The sequence below is a fragment of the Massilia sp. Dwa41.01b genome, assembly GCF_014171775.1.
Lineage (GTDB): Bacteria > Pseudomonadota > Gammaproteobacteria > Burkholderiales > Burkholderiaceae_D > Telluria.
Window position 1 is genome coordinate 3,580,626 of sequence record NZ_CP050454.1, and the last position, 16,471, is coordinate 3,597,096.

At 67.4% G+C, this 16,471-nt stretch carries 13 protein-coding genes and 2 pseudogenes; 7 read left to right on the forward strand and 8 right to left on the reverse strand.

The features are described from left to right. Nucleotides 1-103: 103 nt before the first annotated feature. The 6 genes and pseudogenes from G4G28_RS16390 to G4G28_RS16410 form a co-directional block, all read right to left on the reverse strand. Nucleotides 104-1,463 (reverse strand): annotated as a pseudogene (locus G4G28_RS16390) (efflux RND transporter periplasmic adaptor subunit). 379 nt (nucleotides 1,464-1,842) lie between these two features. Next, a complete protein-coding gene (locus G4G28_RS26610) occupies nucleotides 1,843-1,995 on the reverse strand; it encodes a hypothetical protein (RefSeq protein WP_229425135.1) in 153 nt (50 codons plus the stop codon). Continuing rightward, on the reverse strand, nucleotides 1,992-3,710 hold the full coding sequence (gene sppA / locus G4G28_RS16395) for a signal peptide peptidase SppA (RefSeq protein ID WP_229507687.1): 1,719 nt from the start codon (nucleotides 3,708-3,710) through the stop codon (nucleotides 1,992-1,994). Before sppA ends, G4G28_RS26610 begins: the two co-directional genes overlap by 4 nt. Before the next feature lie 27 nt (nucleotides 3,711-3,737). Further along, complete coding sequence (locus G4G28_RS16400; protein ID WP_182989067.1) at nucleotides 3,738-5,207, reverse strand: sodium:solute symporter; 1,470 nt, start codon at nucleotides 5,205-5,207, stop codon at nucleotides 3,738-3,740. Nucleotides 5,208-5,847: 640 nt separating this feature from the next. Beyond that, nucleotides 5,848-6,279: a hypothetical protein gene (locus G4G28_RS16405; protein WP_229425137.1), complete on the reverse strand. Its 432-nt coding sequence runs from the start codon at nucleotides 6,277-6,279 to the stop codon at nucleotides 5,848-5,850. Between the two features lie 88 nt (nucleotides 6,280-6,367). Further along, nucleotides 6,368-7,879 carry an NYN domain-containing protein gene (locus tag G4G28_RS16410; RefSeq protein ID WP_183107594.1) on the reverse strand — a complete coding sequence of 504 codons (1,512 nt, stop codon included), beginning with the start codon at nucleotides 7,877-7,879 and terminating at the stop codon, nucleotides 6,368-6,370. 647 nt (nucleotides 7,880-8,526) lie between these two features. Here G4G28_RS16410 and G4G28_RS16415 point away from each other — a divergent pair. Further along, nucleotides 8,527-9,924 (forward strand): phosphoethanolamine transferase, encoded by a 1,398-nt coding sequence (locus G4G28_RS16415; protein WP_183107595.1) that lies wholly within the window; start codon nucleotides 8,527-8,529, stop codon nucleotides 9,922-9,924. A gap of 10 nt (nucleotides 9,925-9,934) precedes the next feature. Here G4G28_RS16415 and G4G28_RS16420 read toward each other — a convergent pair whose 3' ends face one another. Then, nucleotides 9,935-10,354 (reverse strand): DUF1810 domain-containing protein, encoded by a 420-nt coding sequence (locus tag G4G28_RS16420; protein WP_183107596.1) that lies wholly within the window; start codon nucleotides 10,352-10,354, stop codon nucleotides 9,935-9,937. Between the two features lie 73 nt (nucleotides 10,355-10,427). On the opposite strand from G4G28_RS16420, the gene G4G28_RS16425 reads away from it, so the two are divergent. From G4G28_RS16425 to G4G28_RS16450, 6 genes and pseudogenes are all read left to right on the forward strand, one after another. Beyond that, on the forward strand, nucleotides 10,428-10,640 hold the full coding sequence (locus G4G28_RS16425) for a DUF3820 family protein (protein WP_182989071.1): 213 nt from the start codon (nucleotides 10,428-10,430) through the stop codon (nucleotides 10,638-10,640). Nucleotides 10,641-10,873: 233 nt separating this feature from the next. Continuing rightward, nucleotides 10,874-11,086 (forward strand): annotated as a pseudogene (locus G4G28_RS26615) (response regulator); the annotation flags it as partial. 215 nt (nucleotides 11,087-11,301) lie between these two features. After that, complete coding sequence (locus G4G28_RS16435) at nucleotides 11,302-12,252, forward strand: HEAT repeat domain-containing protein (protein ID WP_183107597.1); 951 nt, start codon at nucleotides 11,302-11,304, stop codon at nucleotides 12,250-12,252. Then, a complete protein-coding gene (locus G4G28_RS16440; protein ID WP_182989073.1) occupies nucleotides 12,249-13,739 on the forward strand; it encodes a glycosyltransferase family 2 protein in 1,491 nt (496 codons plus the stop codon). Before G4G28_RS16435 ends, G4G28_RS16440 begins: the two co-directional genes overlap by 4 nt. A 75-nt stretch (nucleotides 13,740-13,814) precedes the next feature. After that, nucleotides 13,815-14,900: a hypothetical protein gene (locus G4G28_RS16445; protein ID WP_183107598.1), complete on the forward strand. Its 1,086-nt coding sequence runs from the start codon at nucleotides 13,815-13,817 to the stop codon at nucleotides 14,898-14,900. Between the two features lie 248 nt (nucleotides 14,901-15,148). After that, the gene (locus G4G28_RS16450; protein ID WP_183107599.1) at nucleotides 15,149-15,394 is read left to right on the forward strand and encodes a hypothetical protein; all 246 of its coding nucleotides are present in this window, start codon (nucleotides 15,149-15,151) and stop codon (nucleotides 15,392-15,394) included. A gap of 263 nt (nucleotides 15,395-15,657) precedes the next feature. On the opposite strand, the gene G4G28_RS16455 is transcribed toward G4G28_RS16450, so the two are convergent. Next, complete coding sequence (locus G4G28_RS16455; protein ID WP_182989076.1) at nucleotides 15,658-16,446, reverse strand: hypothetical protein; 789 nt, start codon at nucleotides 16,444-16,446, stop codon at nucleotides 15,658-15,660. Nucleotides 16,447-16,471 lie beyond the last annotated feature (25 nt).

A 16,471-nucleotide genomic window follows, 5' to 3' on the forward strand; every position in this document is an offset into this window, starting at 1 on the left:
TCGACCACGACCGTGTTCGCACACGACGCGCGCGCGATGCGGGACGGTTTCGACATGGATGCGTCATACCGCGTGGGCTCGAGAGCCCACCCTACGAAACCCATCATTGGCCCGCTCCTTCGCGCTGGCGGCGCGGACGCTCGCCCTGGGCACCCTGGCCACGTGCAGCGCCCTGCCCGCGCTGCCCGCCCGCAGCTCCCTGCGGCCGATCGCCCGGCAGGGTCACCTTCGCTCCATCCTTCAGCCGGTCGGCCCCTTCCGTGATCACTTTCTCGCCCGCCTTCAGGCCCTCGCTCACCTGGATGCGATCGACAGTCGCCTGCCCGCGCTTGACCTTGCGCAGCGAAACCGTGCGCGCGGCTTCATTGAGCACGTAGACGAAGTCGCCGTCGGCGCCGTGGCGCAGTGCGTTCACGGGCACCACCACGGCGTTCTCGATGGTGCGGATCTGCAGGCGCAGGTTGACGAACTGGCTGGGGAAAAGCTTGTTGTCGGCATTGTCGAAACGGGCTTTCGCGCGCACGGTGCCGGTCTGGGTATCGACCTGGTTGTCGAGCGCGGCGAAGCGGCCCGTGGCGAGCGTCGTGCTGCGGGTGCGGTCCAGGGCGGTCGCCGGCAGCTTCGCGTTCTCGGCGATGCGGCCCTGCAGTTCGGGGACCTGGTCCTGGGGCACGGCGAATTCGACGTCGATCGGCGAGAACTGGGTGATGACGGCGATGCCGTTGGCGTCGCCGCTGCCGACCAGGTTGCCGATGTCGACCGTGCGCAGGCCGACACGGCCCGAGATCGGCGCCTTCACCTGCGCGTAGGAGAGGTTCAGGCGCGCCAGGTTCTCGGCCGCGGTATCGGTTTTCACGGTCGCTTCCAGCTGGCGCACGAGCGCGGCCTGGGTGTCGACTTCCTGGCGCGCGATCGAGTCCTGTTCGAGCAGCGTGCGGTAGCGCGAGAGCAGCAGGCGCGCGTTTTCCAGCTGGGCTTCGTCGCGCTGGCGCTGGCCCGTGGCCTGCAACAGGGCGATTTCCGACTGGCGCGGGTCGATCGTGGCCAGCACCTGGCCGGCGCGCACCATCTGGCCTTCGGTGAAGAGGATCTTTGCAGCACCCCGAGACCTGGGGGCGCACGGTGGCCACGGCCGCCGGCGTCACCGTTCCCAAGGCCTCGAGCGTGACCGGAATGTTCGCCTGCTCGGCCGTCGCCACGCCGACGGTGGTGGCCGGCGCCCCGCGCCCGCCGCGGCCGCCGCCCCCGCCAGGTGCGCCGCCGCCACGTCCCCCGCCAGCAGATCCTTGGGTGCCGGCCGCACCCGGTCCGCCCGCGCCCTGCGGCGTGCGATGGGTCAGGTACCAGGCCAGTGCGGCCAGCGCCGCCATCGCCAGCACGGCGACGATGGTGCCGATGCGCTTGCCGCGGCGGCGTTCGGTGTCGGTTTTCGGAGCCTTGTTGGGGGAAACGTTCGAATCCATGCTCATCCTTGTTATTCGGTCTGCGACCGAGCGCGCCTGAGAAAGGCTCCAGTGCAAGGCGCACCGTCGAAGACAGTACGAAAGTACGCCGAGACGATGCAACGCTGCAATGGGGCCTTTATCAGGCGCGCTGAGTGCTATGCAATGAGCTTGGAATGTAGCATGACGAATCGGCACACTATGTTTCGTAACGTACATAGTGCAACCGACATCCGGAGCGGTAAATACAGGCAGGTCGACGTTCTTTACGCCGCTTTACGCCCTGCCTGCCATAGGCCGGATGCTGGAAGCGCAGACGAAAAAAGCCCCGGATTACCCGGGGCCCTCTTCTTACAATTGTAACAACGGATACAAACTCGCTACATGAATCGAGTCGACCTTACGGCATTTCGCACAGGCAGTGCGTCACGGCGGCAAATGGCTTCTTGCCATCGGCCAGCTCGGACAGCCAGCCCAGGTCCCTGGCGACATGCGCCGCCGCGCCGGCCGGCAGCGCGTTCGGCAGGCCGTCGGGGAGCAGGCCCAGCTTCACCGGATGGTGAACACCTGTGCCGCCGACACCCCAAACATGGACAGGAAACGCTCCAGCGCCGTGCCCGGCCGCTCGACGTAGGTGACGCGGAAATCGTCGCCGAGCTTGGCGCGCTTGGCAGCCGAACGCAACGCGTCGTCATAGCTGCCGAGGCGGTCGACCAGGCCGCGCTCCTGGCCTGGGCGCCGGTCCAGACGCGGCCCTGGCCGACTTCGTCGATTTTCGCCGGGGTGGTCTTGCGCGCGACGGCGGCCCCTGGTGGTGAATTCGCGGTAGACGTTGTTGATGCTGGACTGGACCAACTGGCCGAAGCGCGGGTTGAGCGGACGCAGCGGGTTGTAGGCGTCGCCCAGCCAGGTCGTGGTCACGCCGGCAGTGTGCACGCCCAGCTTGTCAGCTACCTTGTCGGCGGTCGGCAGCAGCGCGAACACGCCGATCGAGCCGGTGATGGTGGCCGGGTCGGCGATGACCTCGTCGGATGCCATCGACATCCAGTAGCCGCCCGACGCGGCGACGTTGCCCATCGAGACCACGACCGGCTTGCCGGCCGCGCGCGTGAGTTCCAGTTCGCGGCGGATCAGCTCCGAACCGTAGGCGCTGCCGCCAGGCGAATCGACGCGCAGCACGACGGCCTTGATGCTGTCGTCCTCGCGGGCCTGGCGGATCTGGTTGGCGGTCGAGCGGCCGCCGACCGTGCCCGGGCCGCCCTGGCCGTCGGTGATTTCGCCGGCGGCGACGATCACGCCGACCGCGTCGCCGAAGGCCGGCTGCGGATGGCGCGCGAGGTAGTCGCCATACGACACCTGGCGGAAGCTCTTGGCCGCCTCGTCATAGACGCCGCGCTTGACCATCATGCTGCGCACTTCGTCGCGCGTCTTGATGCCGTCGATGAGCTTCAGGTCGAGCGCGACCTTGGCGGCGTTGCCGCCGCTCGCGTCCATCAATTGCGGCAGCTGGTCGATGCCGCGCGCCAGGGCGCCGGCAGCCATCTTGCGGTTCTTCTCGACGGTGCCCGTATAGTTCTGCCAGAGAGCGCCATACAGGTAGGCGTCGGCTTCGCTGGCGGCCTGCGAAGGGCCGTTGGCGATGAAGGGCTCGGCGGCGCTCTTGTAGGTGCCGACCTTGATCAGGTTGACCGTCACGCCCAGCTTGTCGAGGGCGTCGCGGTAATAATTGCGGTGGTGGCCGAAGCCTTCGATCAGGATCATGCCCATCGGGTGCATGTACACCTCGGTGGCGTGCGAGGCCAGCAGGTAGCGTTTCTGGTCGAAGCTGCCGCCCCAGGCGACGACGGGCTTGCCGGCGGCCTTGACGCGGTCGATCGCGGCGCCGACCTCGTGCAGCATGGCCATGCCGCCGCCGTCGAGTTCGTCGAGCAGCAGCACGACGCTGCCGATGTTCTCATCCTTGCGCGCCGCTTCGAGCACGTTGAGCAGGTCGCGCAGTTCGACGGTACGGCGCACTTCGCCGCCGACGTTCGACAGCAGCGCGTCGCGCAGGTCGCCGCTGTGCTCCTCGACCAGGTCGCCGCGCAGCTCGAGCACCAGCGCGGTCTTCGCGCCCAGCGGCTTCGGACCGCCGCTGCTCAGGGCGACGATCAGGATCACCAGCACCAGCAGGAACAGGGCATTGAGCACGAAGCGCCGGGTGGCGTCGAGGCCGCGCCAGAACGCGCCGAAGCCGCGGCGCAGGGTAGACATGGGCTTGAAGGACATCAGGACTCCGCTAAATGAAATAAAAGGTCAGGCCGTGAGCGCCAGGTTGTCCGCGCTCTCCGCCTTCGAGATTGCGAACAGGCCGGCGAATACGAGTATGCCATTGAGAATCAGCAGTTCAAGGCCCAGTCGGTAGCTTCCGAGCAAATATTGCTGATAAAACTCAAGAACCGCGCAAAGAATCGGTGCGCCGATTGTCACGAAGGGCACCAGGCGGTCGTGCAGCGTACGCCGCGTCAGCATGCCGAAGGCGAACAAGCCGAGCAGCGGGCCATAGGTATAGGCCGCCAGCTTCAGGATGATATTGATCATGCTCGGCTCGTCGATCAGCTTGAAGCCCAGCACCAGGAACAGGAAGGACGCGGCAAAGCCCAGGTGCACGCGCCGGCGCAGGCTTTCCTGGGCGGCCGGACTCAGGTCCGCGCGGCGCTGGATGCCGAGGATGTCGATGCAGAAGGTCGAGGTGAGCGCGGTAATGGCCCCGTCGGCACTCGGAAACAGGGCCGACACCAGCGCGATCAGGAAGATGATCTGCACCGCGCCTGGTAAATGCCCCATCACCACGGCCGGGAAGATCCTGTCGCCGGTGGCCGCCACGCCGACGGTGGGCGCATACAGGTACAAGAGGCCGCCGAGGAAGAGGAAGGCCGACAGCACCACCACCAGCACGGCGGTCAGGCTCAGGAGGTTTTTCTGCGAGTCGGCCAGCGTCTTCACCGAGATCGTCTTCTGCATCATTTCCTGGTCCATGCCCGTCATCGTCAGCACGATGAAGACGCCGGCGACGATCTGCTTGAGGAAGAAGTTGGGACTGTCGAAGTCCGTCGTGAAGATGCGCGCCAGGCCCTCTGAGCGCATCGCGTCCAGGCTCTGGGGCACCGACATGCCCAGCGCATCGAGCAGGAACCAGGCGCAGGCGAAGAGGCCGAACAGCATGCAGGAGGTCTGCAGGGTATCGGTCCAGACGATGGTCTTCACGCCGCCCTGGTAGGTGTACATCAGGATCATGGCGAGAATCACCAGCGTGGTCAGCCAGAACGGAATGCCCAGGCCGTCGAGGATCAGCGCCTGCAGGATGTTCACCACCAGGTAAAGGCGCGCGGTCGAGCCCAGCAGGCGCGAGACGATGAAGAAGCCGGCGCCGCTCTGGTAGGCGCGCCGTCCGAGGCGCACCTGCAGGTAGTGGTAGATCGAGGTGAGCTTCAGGCGGTAGTACAGCGGCAGCAGGATATAGGCCACGGCGATGTAGCCGATGACGTAGCCGATCAGGATCTGGCCATAGCCGAAGCCATCCTTGCCGACCGCGCCCGGCACGCTGATGAAGGTCGCGCCGGAAAGCGTGGTGCCGACCATGCCGAAGGCGACCAGCATCCAGTTGCTGCTCTTGTTACCGATGAAGAAGCTGTCGTTGTTGGCGTTGCGCGAGGTGGCCCAGGCCACGCCCAGGAGCAGCGCGAAATAGGCGATGAGGATGCAGAAGAGGAGAACCGGGGACATGTGTGCGTGGGTGATATACGTTTCGCACAGCAATATACACCCTCGCGCGGTACCCGACTACCGCGGCCGGTGATGATCGTTGGCGGGCGATGCACCGCCATACCCAGGGTGGACACGTCATTGCATTGAAGCTCCCAGCTTCAATGCCCCCCGGCTTCAATGACTCCACGCGGTCTTTCGTGTCGCGGAATACCCGACCAGTTCTCCCTGACGACATGGGTGAGAGCGATTTCGCCGCCATGCACACCGTGATACCGCGTGGACTCGGGGAGTCCACCCTACGGACTGCCGCGGCCAACGATACTCGCGATACGTAGGGTGGACACCTGTGTCCACGCGGTCTTTCGTGTCGCGGAACACCCAATCGGTCAACGCGGACGACAGGTATCGGAGCGATTTCGCCGTCATGCACACCGTGATACCGCGTGGACTCGGGGAGTCCACCCTACGGACTGCCGCGACCAACGATACTCGCGATACGTAGGGTGGACACCTGTGTCCACGCTGTCTTTCGTGTCGCGGAACACCCCATCGGTCAACGCGGACGACACGTATCAGAGCGATTTCGCCGCCATGCCACCCGTGATCCCGCGTGGGCTCGAGAGCCCACCCTACAACCGCCGGAGCCGTCAGCCAGGAATCAGGTCTCCTCCCCCTCCACCCGCTCGAACGGCCCGATACAGGCCTGCATCGTCTCGTCGCTGCACATCAGGAACAGCGCTCCCGACGGATGGAAGCGCACGAAATTCGTCGCCTGGGTGCCCACCTTCATGATCTCGCCGGCGCAATCCTTCTTGCCGTTGTCCTTGACGATGCGGTCTTCCAGCTTGTAGAAGCCCCTGGCGCTGGGTTTGTCGGGGATGCGGTATTCGCTTTCGGACACCTCCTCGGCGGAGGTCACCAGGGTGGTGCCGTCGCCGCGGAAGCGGTAGGTTTCCGAGCAGCGCAGGTCGGGCAGGCTCAGTTTCCAGATCCCGAGGATGGGATGGCTGGCCGCCGGCGCGGGCGGGGCGGCCAGCGCGGGCTGGAGGACGGCAATCAGGGACAGCAGCAATCCGGCAAGCACACGCATGGCGACTCCTTTGTCGACGACGGTTGAACGACCTTCCCTGTACTGCCCGGCCGGTCAGGGCCGCGCCTTGACGCGCGGCCGGGAGCGGTCAGGAATTACCCGACGATCCCTTCGGCTTGGCGGGACGACGGCTGCGCACAGCCGGCTTGCGTGCCGGACGCGCGGGTGCGCCGCGGCCGGCTTTCGCACGCGTGGCGTTCTCGCCGGGCGCCACGTTGCCGTTGACGTCGTCCGGCAAGGCGTGTTCGTCTTCCTCGTCCGCATCATCCATCGCCATCGCCGCCACCGGCGCTGCGACCTCGGCCACGGGCACCTCGGCCGCCGGGGCCTCGTCCGCAGGGGCATCGGCCGGAGCAAGGTCGGCCGGCGCGGCATCCGCCGCCGGTGCTTTCCTGCCCGCCGCCTTGCGTGGCGCACGGCGCTTTTCCTTCTTGGCCGGCTCGGCAGAAGCCGTCTCCGGCAGCGGTGCTGCCTCTTCGGCAACCGGCACCTCCGCCTCGTCGGCCACTGGTGTGGGCCACGACTGGGCAATGTCGAACGCGGCCTCTTCGACGATGGGCTCGAGCACTTCCTGATCGTCCGACGCCTGGACGGCCTCGTCCGGCGTCACCGCCACGAAGGGCACCTCGCCGCGCGTGTTCTTGCGGCCACGGCCGCCACGGCTGCGGCCCTTGGCCTTGTTCTCTTCCCTGGCTTCGACCGGTGGCGCGGCATCCTCGCCAGGAGCTCCCGGCAAGTCGGCCACGCTATCGGCGCTGGCCATCCCTTCCAGCGCCGGCATGGCCGGCGCACTGCTGCTGCGGAACACATAGGTGCCCGACTTCTCGTCGCGGCCGAATTCGAACAGGCCGCGCGCCTGCGCTTCCTCCAGCAGGTTGCCGAAGGTGCGGAAGCCGAAGTACACCTCGGAGAATTCCGGACGGCGGCGCTTGAGGGTGTCCTTCAGCAGCGAAGCCCAGATCTTGCCGGTGTCGCCACGCTCGGAGACCAGCGCGTCGAAGGTCTCGGCGACCATTTCCAGGGCTTGCGTCTTGCGCGCGTCGAGTTCTTCCTTGCGGCGGTCGTCGCCCGGACGCTTGCTTGGCTGCGCCTTGCGTTCATCGCGTTTCGCAGCCGCGCGGCGCACTTCGCGCACCAGGTCGTCGTAGAAGATGAATTCGTCGCAGTTCGCCACCAGCAGGTCGGAGGTTGACTGCTTGACGCCCACGCCGATCACCTGCTTGTTGTTTTCGCGCAGCTTGGAGACCAGCGGCGAAAAGTCGGAATCACCGCTGATGATGACGAAGGTGTTGACGTGCGACTTCGTGTAGCAGAGGTCGAGCGCGTCGACCACGAGGCGGATGTCGGCCGAGTTCTTGCCGGACTGGCGCACATGCGGGATTTCGATCAGCTCGAAGTTCGCTTCGTGCATGGTCGACTTGAAGCCCTTGTAGCGATCCCAGTCGCAATAGGCTTTCTTGACCGTGATGCTGCCCTTGAGCAGGAGCCGCTCGAGCACGGGTTTGATGTCGAACTTTTCGTAATTCGCATCGCGCACGCCCAGTGCGACGTTTTCGAAGTCGCAGAAGACCGCCATGCTGATGTTTTCGGATGAAGCCATGTTTGTTATTTTCTAATTAAGAAGGACGGTTACCCGCCGGATTATACGCACAACGTGAAGCGCTCCCGCGCATGTCCCATCAAGCGTGCCGCCGCGTGCGCCGTGCGCTACGCCCGGCGTGCTGTAAAACTTGCCATGCCCAAAAAAATTTTCCAATCGTAACGTGCATACGTCGCTCGACGGTATACACTTGACCCGCACCGGGTAATCTTTCCGCACCGCAATCAAGATTACCACCGGGTGCGAAATCAGTACCGCAACCTTCACCTGCGAGCCTGCATGACCCCATCGAAGCGCCTTGTCGTCCGTTTACGCCACACCTGCCCACGCTGCCCGCCGCGTGCCGGCGCGGTGGCCTGATCCGTTTCCCCAGCATCCCGGACCCATGCAATCCTGCCTCGACGAGCTCGCCGCTCCCGTCACATCGCCCACGCGCCTGCCTGGCGCAGTGCAGCGCGCGCTGCCGCTGCTGCTGACGGCCCTGCCCCAGGCCGCCGCCATCCTCGCCGGTCCACCGGGCACGCGCGCCTGGCAGATGCTGGTGCTGGCGCTGCCTGCCTGGTTCTGGCTGTGGTGGCCGCTGGGCACCCCGCGCCGGCGCAGCGTGCAGGGCCTGCTCTGCTGCTTCGCCCCTCGGGCTGGGCTTCGTGCTCGACGGCGCCGTGCGCGGCTTCCTGCTCGCCGCCTACGACGCCCTGCCGAACAGTTCGATGGTCCTCTCCGCCGTCGCCAACACCACAGGCGAGGAATCGCGCGAATTCGTCAATATGTACTGGCGCGACCTGCTGGCCTGGGGCGCGTTCGGGCTGTTGTGGAGCGCAGCGCTGGGGCTGGGACAGGTGCTCTGGTGGCGCTCGCCGCCGAAGTTGCCCGGGCCGCGCGGCTGGACCATCGTGCTCGCCATCCTGCTGTTCGCGCTGGTGGTGGGCAGCCTGGTCAGCAAACCCTGGCGCCGCCACCATCCGCTGCTGTTCTGGCCGCAATGGGCCCGGGACGTGGGCGACCTGCGCCAGCAATGGGCCAGCCTCGGCCGCCAGCGCAGCGAACTGCTGGCCGGCGCCGCCGCGATCAAGCCCGTGCTGTCGGCCGACGGTCCCGACACGCTGGTGCTCGTCATCAGCGAGAGCATGAACCGCAGTAACCTCAGCAGCTATGGCTACCCGCGCCCGACCTCGCCCGCCCTGTTCGAGCGCCAGCGCGTGCTGGGCGGGCAGATGCAGGTGTTCCGCCATGCCTGGTCGGTCAACGCCTCGACGGTGCCGGCCCTGCGCAACCTGTTCTATTTCGGCGCGCCGGAAGCGCAGGAGCGCGTGCACCTGCTGGCGCTGGCACGGGCCGCCGGCTACCGCACCTTCTGGATCAGCAACCACAACGACCTCGCCATCGAGCAGGAGCATGCGCGCCTGGCCGACCAGGTGAGCATCCTGAACAACATGCCGGGCCGCGGCTCGCGCGCCCTCGACGAACAGGTGCTGCCGGTGGCACGCGCGGCGCTGGTCGATCCGGCGCCGCGCAAGTTGATCGTGCTGCACATGCTGGGCTTGCATCCGCACTACCGCATGCGCCACCCGGCCGGCCTCGAGCCCTTCGCGGGTGCCAGCGACGGCGTCGACGCGCGCCTGCGCGCAGCCGGGCGTCCGGCCTGGCTGCGCGAACTGCGCAACGACTACGATTCGGCGGTGCGCTACCACGACAGCACCGTGGCGGCCACGCTCGACCTGTCGCGCCAGGCTTCCGGCAAGCAGGTCTGGGTCTACCTGTCCGACCACGGCCAGGAAGTGGGCCATACGATCGACCGCGCCGGCCACAGCGCGACCACGCCGGACGGCTACCGCATCCCGCTGATGCTGTGGAGTTCGTTCGACCGGGCGGCGCCGGCGCAAGGGCTGAGCGCCCCGGTACGCGGCGACTGGCTCGGCTACAGCCTGACCCGCCTGCTCGGCATCGACTGGCGCGGCGCCGAACCGAAACGCGACGTGCTCGACCGCCGCTACCGCTGGCAGGCGCCGAGTTTGCCCCTGAAAATCGACTTCAAGAATTCCTGACACCGCGGCTTCAAAGGCGTTCCAGCGTGGCGGCATCTGGCTCGCCATCGAAGAAGGTGTCGAGGCAGCCCCGGAACACGGCTTCGTCGGGCGCGACGTCGGCGAACAGGGTCATCGAGGAATGGAATTTGCGGTCGTCCGGGCTGTCGAAGATCTCGCCGATGGCGCGGTCGTCGTGGATGGCGACCAGCCTGGCGCACTCGCGCAGGCGCGGCCCCAGCACGGGATGCGCCAGGTAGGCGGCGGCTTCGTCGCTCGAGGCGATCGCATAGCGGCGCGCCATCTCGCTGCTGCCCAGGCCCTGGATCTGCGGGAACACGAACCACATCCAGTGGCTGCGCTTCCTGCCCGTGCGCAGCTCGGCGAGGACGGTGGAATACACGGGGTCCTGGGCGGCGACGAAGCGGTCCAGGTCGAAATCTTGGTTCATGACGATTCTCCCAGTCGAGCGTTCGTAGCGTCCATGCTACGCCTTTCGCACTCTTTGCTAAAGTGGCACCACGATGACACCCGAACACCTGCTCCTGCTTCTCACGCGCGAGATGCCGTACGGTAAATACGAGGGCCGCAAGATCGCCGACCTGCCCGGCCACTACCTCGGCTGGTTCGCGCGCGAAGGCTTTCCGCGCGGCGAACTGGGCGAACTGCTGTCGCTCATGTACGAGCTCGACCACAACGACCTGCGCGGCCTGCTCGACCCGCTGCGTGGACGCTAGCCGCGGCACCCAGCCCTGCGTTGCCAGTCAGCAACGGAAATGACGAATTTGAGTATATTTCCAAGAGGCTGCCCGGCTGGCGCGCCCGGCACCATGCGGGTTGGCTATAATGTTGCCGCAGTCAACCATTGCACTATTCCCGAATCCGTCAGCGCATGCACACAACAGCGGGCCCGGCGCCCACCGTCCTCATCGTCGAGGACGACGAACACATCTCGCAAGTCCTGCGCTTCATGCTCGAGCGCCAGGGCTACCAGGTCGTGCACATGGCCGACGGCCGGGCCGCGTCTGCCCATATTGCGCAGGCCGAGCCGCCGGCGCTGGTGCTGCTCGACGTGATGCTGCCGTATGTCGACGGGTTCGAAATCGTGGCCCTGATCCGCGCCCAGCCGCTCTGGCGCGATATCCCCGTGCTGATGCTCACCGCAAAGAACACCGAGCGCGACACCGTGCGCGCGCTCGACGCCGGCGCCAGCGACTTCGTCATCAAGCCGTTCCAGCCCCGGAGCTGCTGGCGCGCGTGCGCCGCTACCTGCGGCCGGGGGCCTAGCCCGCCTGGACCGGCATTGACGCCGTCCTCCGATGCCTTCATCGCTGCCGCCATCTGGACCGGCCTGGGGCGCTGCTGCTCACGATCCTGCTTGCCCTGCAGATCGTCGGCATGCGCATCGTGCTGCGCCGCAGCGAACGCAACGAGGCGCGCGTGCTGGCGCGCTGGCGCCCGCTGCTCAACGCCGCCATCGTCGGCGAGGCACCCCTCTCCCTGCCGCCGCTGCACCCCGCCGAGCGCCTGCCTTTCCTGCGCCTCTGGGCGCACCTGCAGGGTTCGCTGCGCGGCGAGGCCAGCGATGCGCTCAACGAGGTCGCGCGCCGCCTCGGCATCGACGCCCACGCGCGGGTGCTGCTCGAACGCGGCACGCGCACGGCGCGCCTGCTGGCCGCGCTCGTGCTCGGCCACATGCGCGACAAGGACGCCTGGCCGGCGCTGCTGCGCATGGCCGGCCAGGCCGACAACACCGTCGCCCTGACCGCGCTATGGGCGCTGGTGCGCATCGATCCGCGCGCCGCCGCCGACTACATGGTGCCCTTGTTCATCCAGCGCGAGGACTGGGCGCTGTCGCTGGCGGCCGGCATCCTGCAGCAGGCCATCGCCCCGGCCACCGTCGCGCTGGCGCGCATCCTTCCCGACCTCGAACCGGCGCGCCTGCCGCGCGCGCTGCGCATCGCCGAGGCCCTGCACGTGACCCTGCCGGCCGGCGTGCTGCGTACCGCGCTCCTGAGCGAAGCGATGCCGGTGGTGATCGCCGGCCTGCGCAGCGTGCGTACGCCGGAGACGATCGCGGAAGTGCGCGCGCTGCTGGCGCATGCCGACTGGCAGGTGCGCGTCCAGGCTGCGCGCGCGCTGGGCCGGGTTGGCGGGCGCGCCGATGCCGACCGCCTGCTGGCCCTGCTCGCCGACCGCGAATGGTGGGTACGCTACCGCGCGGCCCAGGCGCTGCTGGAGCTGCCCGCCCTGTCGCGCGCCGAACTCGAAAGCCTGCGCGCTTCCCTGACCGACCGCTTCGCCGCCGACATGCTGTCGCAGGCGATGGCAGAAAGCGGGATGACATGAACACGGGCAACCTCCTCGTCGCTTTCATCACCTGGTTCGTGCTGTGCTTTTTCATCGCACTGAACGGGGGCTATCTGCTGCTGAACCTGTTCTCGCTGCGCACCTTGCGCCGGCGCGGCCAGGAGCAGTTCCTCGACAACCTGCCGCGCGCCTATTCCGGCCTGGAGCCGCCGGTCAGCATCCTGGTGCCCGCGTACAACGAGGAAGCGACGATCGCCGCCTCGATCCGCTCGATGCTGCAGCTGACCTATGCCGAGTTCGAGATCGTCGTCATCAACGACGGCTCGAAAGACGCCACCCTCGACGTATTGAAGCGCGAATTCGCGCTGCTACCCTTCCCCGAGGCCTACCGGCGCCAGATCGCCACCAAGGAAGTGCGCCAGATCTACCGCTCGACGCGCTACCCGAACGTGCGCGTCATCGACAAGTTCAACGGCGGCAAGGCCGACTCGCTCAACGCCGGCATCAACGCCTCGCGCTACCCGCTGTTCTGCGGCGTCGACGCCGATTCGATCCTGCAGCGCGACAGCCTCTCGAAGGTCACCGAGCCTTTCCTGCGCGACCCGACCATGGTCGCCACCGGCGGCACCGTGCGCGTGGCGAACGGCTGCGAAGTATCGGGCGGCTTCCTCACCCGCGTGGGCCTGCCGACGAACGCCTTAGCCCTGTTCCAGGTCGTCGAATACCTGCGCGCCTTCCTGTTCGGCCGGCTCGGCTGGTCGTCGCTGAACGGCATGCTGATCATTTCCGGCGCCTTCGGCGTCTTCCGCAAGGACGCGGTGGTGCTGGCCGGCGGCTACCGCCCCGACACCATCGGCGAAGACATGGAGCTCGTCGTGCGCATGCACCGCACGCTGCGCGAGAAGCGCCAGCCCTACCGCATCGAATTCGTGCCCGACCCGGTGTGCTGGACCGAGGCCCCGGAGGACATGGCGACGCTGAAGAACCAGCGCGTGCGCTGGCAGCGCGGCCTGGCCGAAAGCCTGAACGCCAACTGGGGGCTGATGTTCTCGCGTAACGGCGGCGTGGCCGGCTGGCTCGCCTTTCCCTTCATGCTCTTCTTCGAGTGGCTGGGACCGGTGATCGAACTGGGCGGCTACATCTTCATGACTTACGCCTTCCTCACCGGCCTGGTCTCCTGGGTGGCTTTCGGGGCGTTCCTGTTCGTCGCCCTGGGACTGGGCATCCTGCTGTCGGCCTCGGGCCTGCTGCTGGAAGAGATGTCCTTCCACCTCTACCCGCGCGGCAAGCAGCTGCTGATGCTGGGCCTGATCGTGATCCTCGAGAACTTCGGCTACCGTCAGCTCAATACCTGGTGGCGCCTGATCGGCCTGTGGCGCTGGCTGCGCGGGAAAGAGTCGACCTGGGGCGCGATGAAACGCAAGGGCAACTGGGCGGCAGAGAACGCGCCGGCGCCGGCCACCGCTGCGCCGCCGGCCCCATCCGATGACCCCCTGCCGGCCGACAAAGGGCGCGACGCGCCATGAAACGGCTGCTGCCCGCGCTGCTCTTCCTGATGTCTTCCTGCGCCCACGCCGCCCACCTCTACCGGTGCCCGCCCGATGCCGCGCCGGCCGAAGGCGTGCGCGCCAGGCTGCCTGGCGGCGACGTCCCGTGGTGGCCACCGCCTCCCCGCTTGCCGCGGCCTTGCGCTCGGCGTCGAGGCTGCCCAGGTTGCCGCGCTCTACCCGCTGCCGCCGCAGGAGCGCCCGGCGCGCACCATCCTGCTGTATGGCCCACATGGCAAGCTGCCCTTCGCGCCGTCCAGCCACGAACTGCCCCAGCCCGACCCGCCGGGCGCGACGCCGCCGCGGCGGCCGCAGCCGATGGGCGCCAACCTGCTGGCCGACGCCCGCATCCGTCCCTTCGGCGTCGAGGAACGCGTCCGCGTGGAGCAGGCCGATGGCCGCCTGCGCCTGCAGTGCGCGGCCGGCACGCGCGCCGCCGGGGTGCTGGTCGATGGCCCCTGGACCCTGTCGCGCGCGAACGTGCTTCTGGTGGCCAGCTATGCCGCAACGGGCGTCTTTTCCGTCCAGGCGGCGGACGCCGCGTCGGCCGCGCGCGAAGCCTCGCATCCCCGGGCGAACTGGCCCCCCAAGGCATCGCGGCGCGCACAGCTGGCCTTGCCGGCGGCGCTCGACCGCGCCAGCTGGCGCCAGTTCGTGATTCTCTGCCCGCAGGAGGAAGCAACCCTGGTGCTCGACACGCTGGCGCTCGAAGCCCAGCCGGCCGCGGCGGTCGCGTCGCGTTCGTCCCCGGATCTGGGAGCGCGCCGCCTGGCGCGACGATGCCGAGGGCCTGCTGGCCTGGGCCGGGCGCGAAAAGATCAAGGAATTGTTCATCGTCGTTACCCTCGACGGCGCGCAGGTACGCGAGCCTGCGCGCCTGGCCGCATTCGTCCGCCGCGCCGGGCGCGCAGGCATCGCGGTGACGGCCGTCGAAGGCGACCCGCACATGGTGCTGCCCAACCATCGCGCCGCCACCGTCGACCGCGCCCGCGCTTACGCCGCCTACAACCGCGCCGTCGCGCCGGACGAACGGCTGCGCGCGATGCAGTTCGATATCGAACCCTACCTGCTCGACGACGACGTGCTGGCACCGCGGGACCGCGACCACGTCTACCTCGACACGGCACGCGCGCTGCATGAGGCCGCGGCGGGCACGCCGCTCGAATTCGTGGTGCCCTTCTGGTGGTCGGACAAGACCGAGCTGCTGGACGGCCTGGCCAGCGCGGCGGACGCGATCGCGGTGATGGACTACCGTACCGATCCGGAACAGATTGTCCGCTTCGCCGTCCCCTTCCTCGACTGGGGTGCCCGGTACGGCAAGCGCGTGCGCATTGCGCTGGAAGCGGGCAAGGTGGGGGCCGAAGTGCAGCGCCGCTACGTGCGCGCCGATGATGGCGAAGCGGGCGAACTGCTGCTGGCCGAGCTGGACGGAGCGCGCGCTGCTGGTGCTGCGCGCGCCGGTGAAGGAGGTCACCCTGCCCCGGTATCGCCTGAGCGGCGAGCGCACGCTCGATGGCAGCGCAACGAGCTTTTACGGCCAGCGCGACGCCCTGCGCAAGCTGCTGCCTGGCCTCGAGCGCGATTTTTCGGCCTGGCCCGGCTTTGCCGGAATCGCCCTGCACGGCTGGCGCTAATCCGGCTTCGGCGCTTGCGGGCAAATAGCAGCGCAACGCGAGCGCTAAAGAGGATATATTCCAGGAATGTACGCAATAATGACGCTCGCGGCGGCCGCTTGCCCGTCGCCCTGGCTCATTTTCTTCATTCGACGTCCTGTATCCGGGGGATTGATGCGGCACGGCATTCACCCTCGGATATCTGGCTCGCGATAATCCGGTATCGTTGCAGAATAAAAAAACCGCGGCAATATGCCGCGGTTTTTTATTCGGCGATATGGCTATCAGCCGCCGCTACCACCAGTGGTTCCGCCGGTGCCACCAGTCAAGATGTTTTCACTAGCGTCCTTGCGCACGCTTTCGAGCAGGGTCGCGATCGGGGCGCCATTGGCACCGACCACCTTGGCCGTCTTCAGGGCTTCCAGCACCGCATCCTGGGCATTGCCAGGATTGGTGGCGCTCTTCGGCACCAGCGTGGCCGACAGGAAGTCATTCGGTACGGACACGCCGCCGGCAGCCGTCGAGACGAGCTGGACCACGCGGTTGGCGGTGGCGGTCATCATGGTGGCGTTACCGACGATGACGCGCACATTGGCGTTCTGCGCCAGCTGGGTTGGCGTGGCAGCAACGCCGGCGCCCGACGAGGTGGAAATATAGGCAACGAACATCTCGGTCAGCGGAGTGATGTTGGCCTTGGCGCCATCGCCGGCGGCGATCGAGCGCAGGGTCACGCCGTTTTGGGTGAGCGACAGGATGCACGGACCTTCACCCGGTACCGCCACCTTGACGGTATAGGAGCCGTCGGTGCCGGTGACGGCGGTGGCAGTACCGGTCTTGCAGGTCGCGGTCACAGTGGCACCCGCGATGGCGGCGCCGGTAGCGGCGGTCCCGCTCATCGTGATCGCATAGCTGACCGTCGGCGGCGGCACGACCACAACCGGAGGAGGTGGCACAACCACCACCGGTGGCGGCGCGCTATCGCCACCGCCGCCACCACAGGCTGCCAGGGCAGAGACCATGCCGGCCATCAGCACCAGTTTGCAAGCGGCGCTCAATTGAAAGCTCTTGTTCATCCAATACATCCTTTTTGTGTTGTTA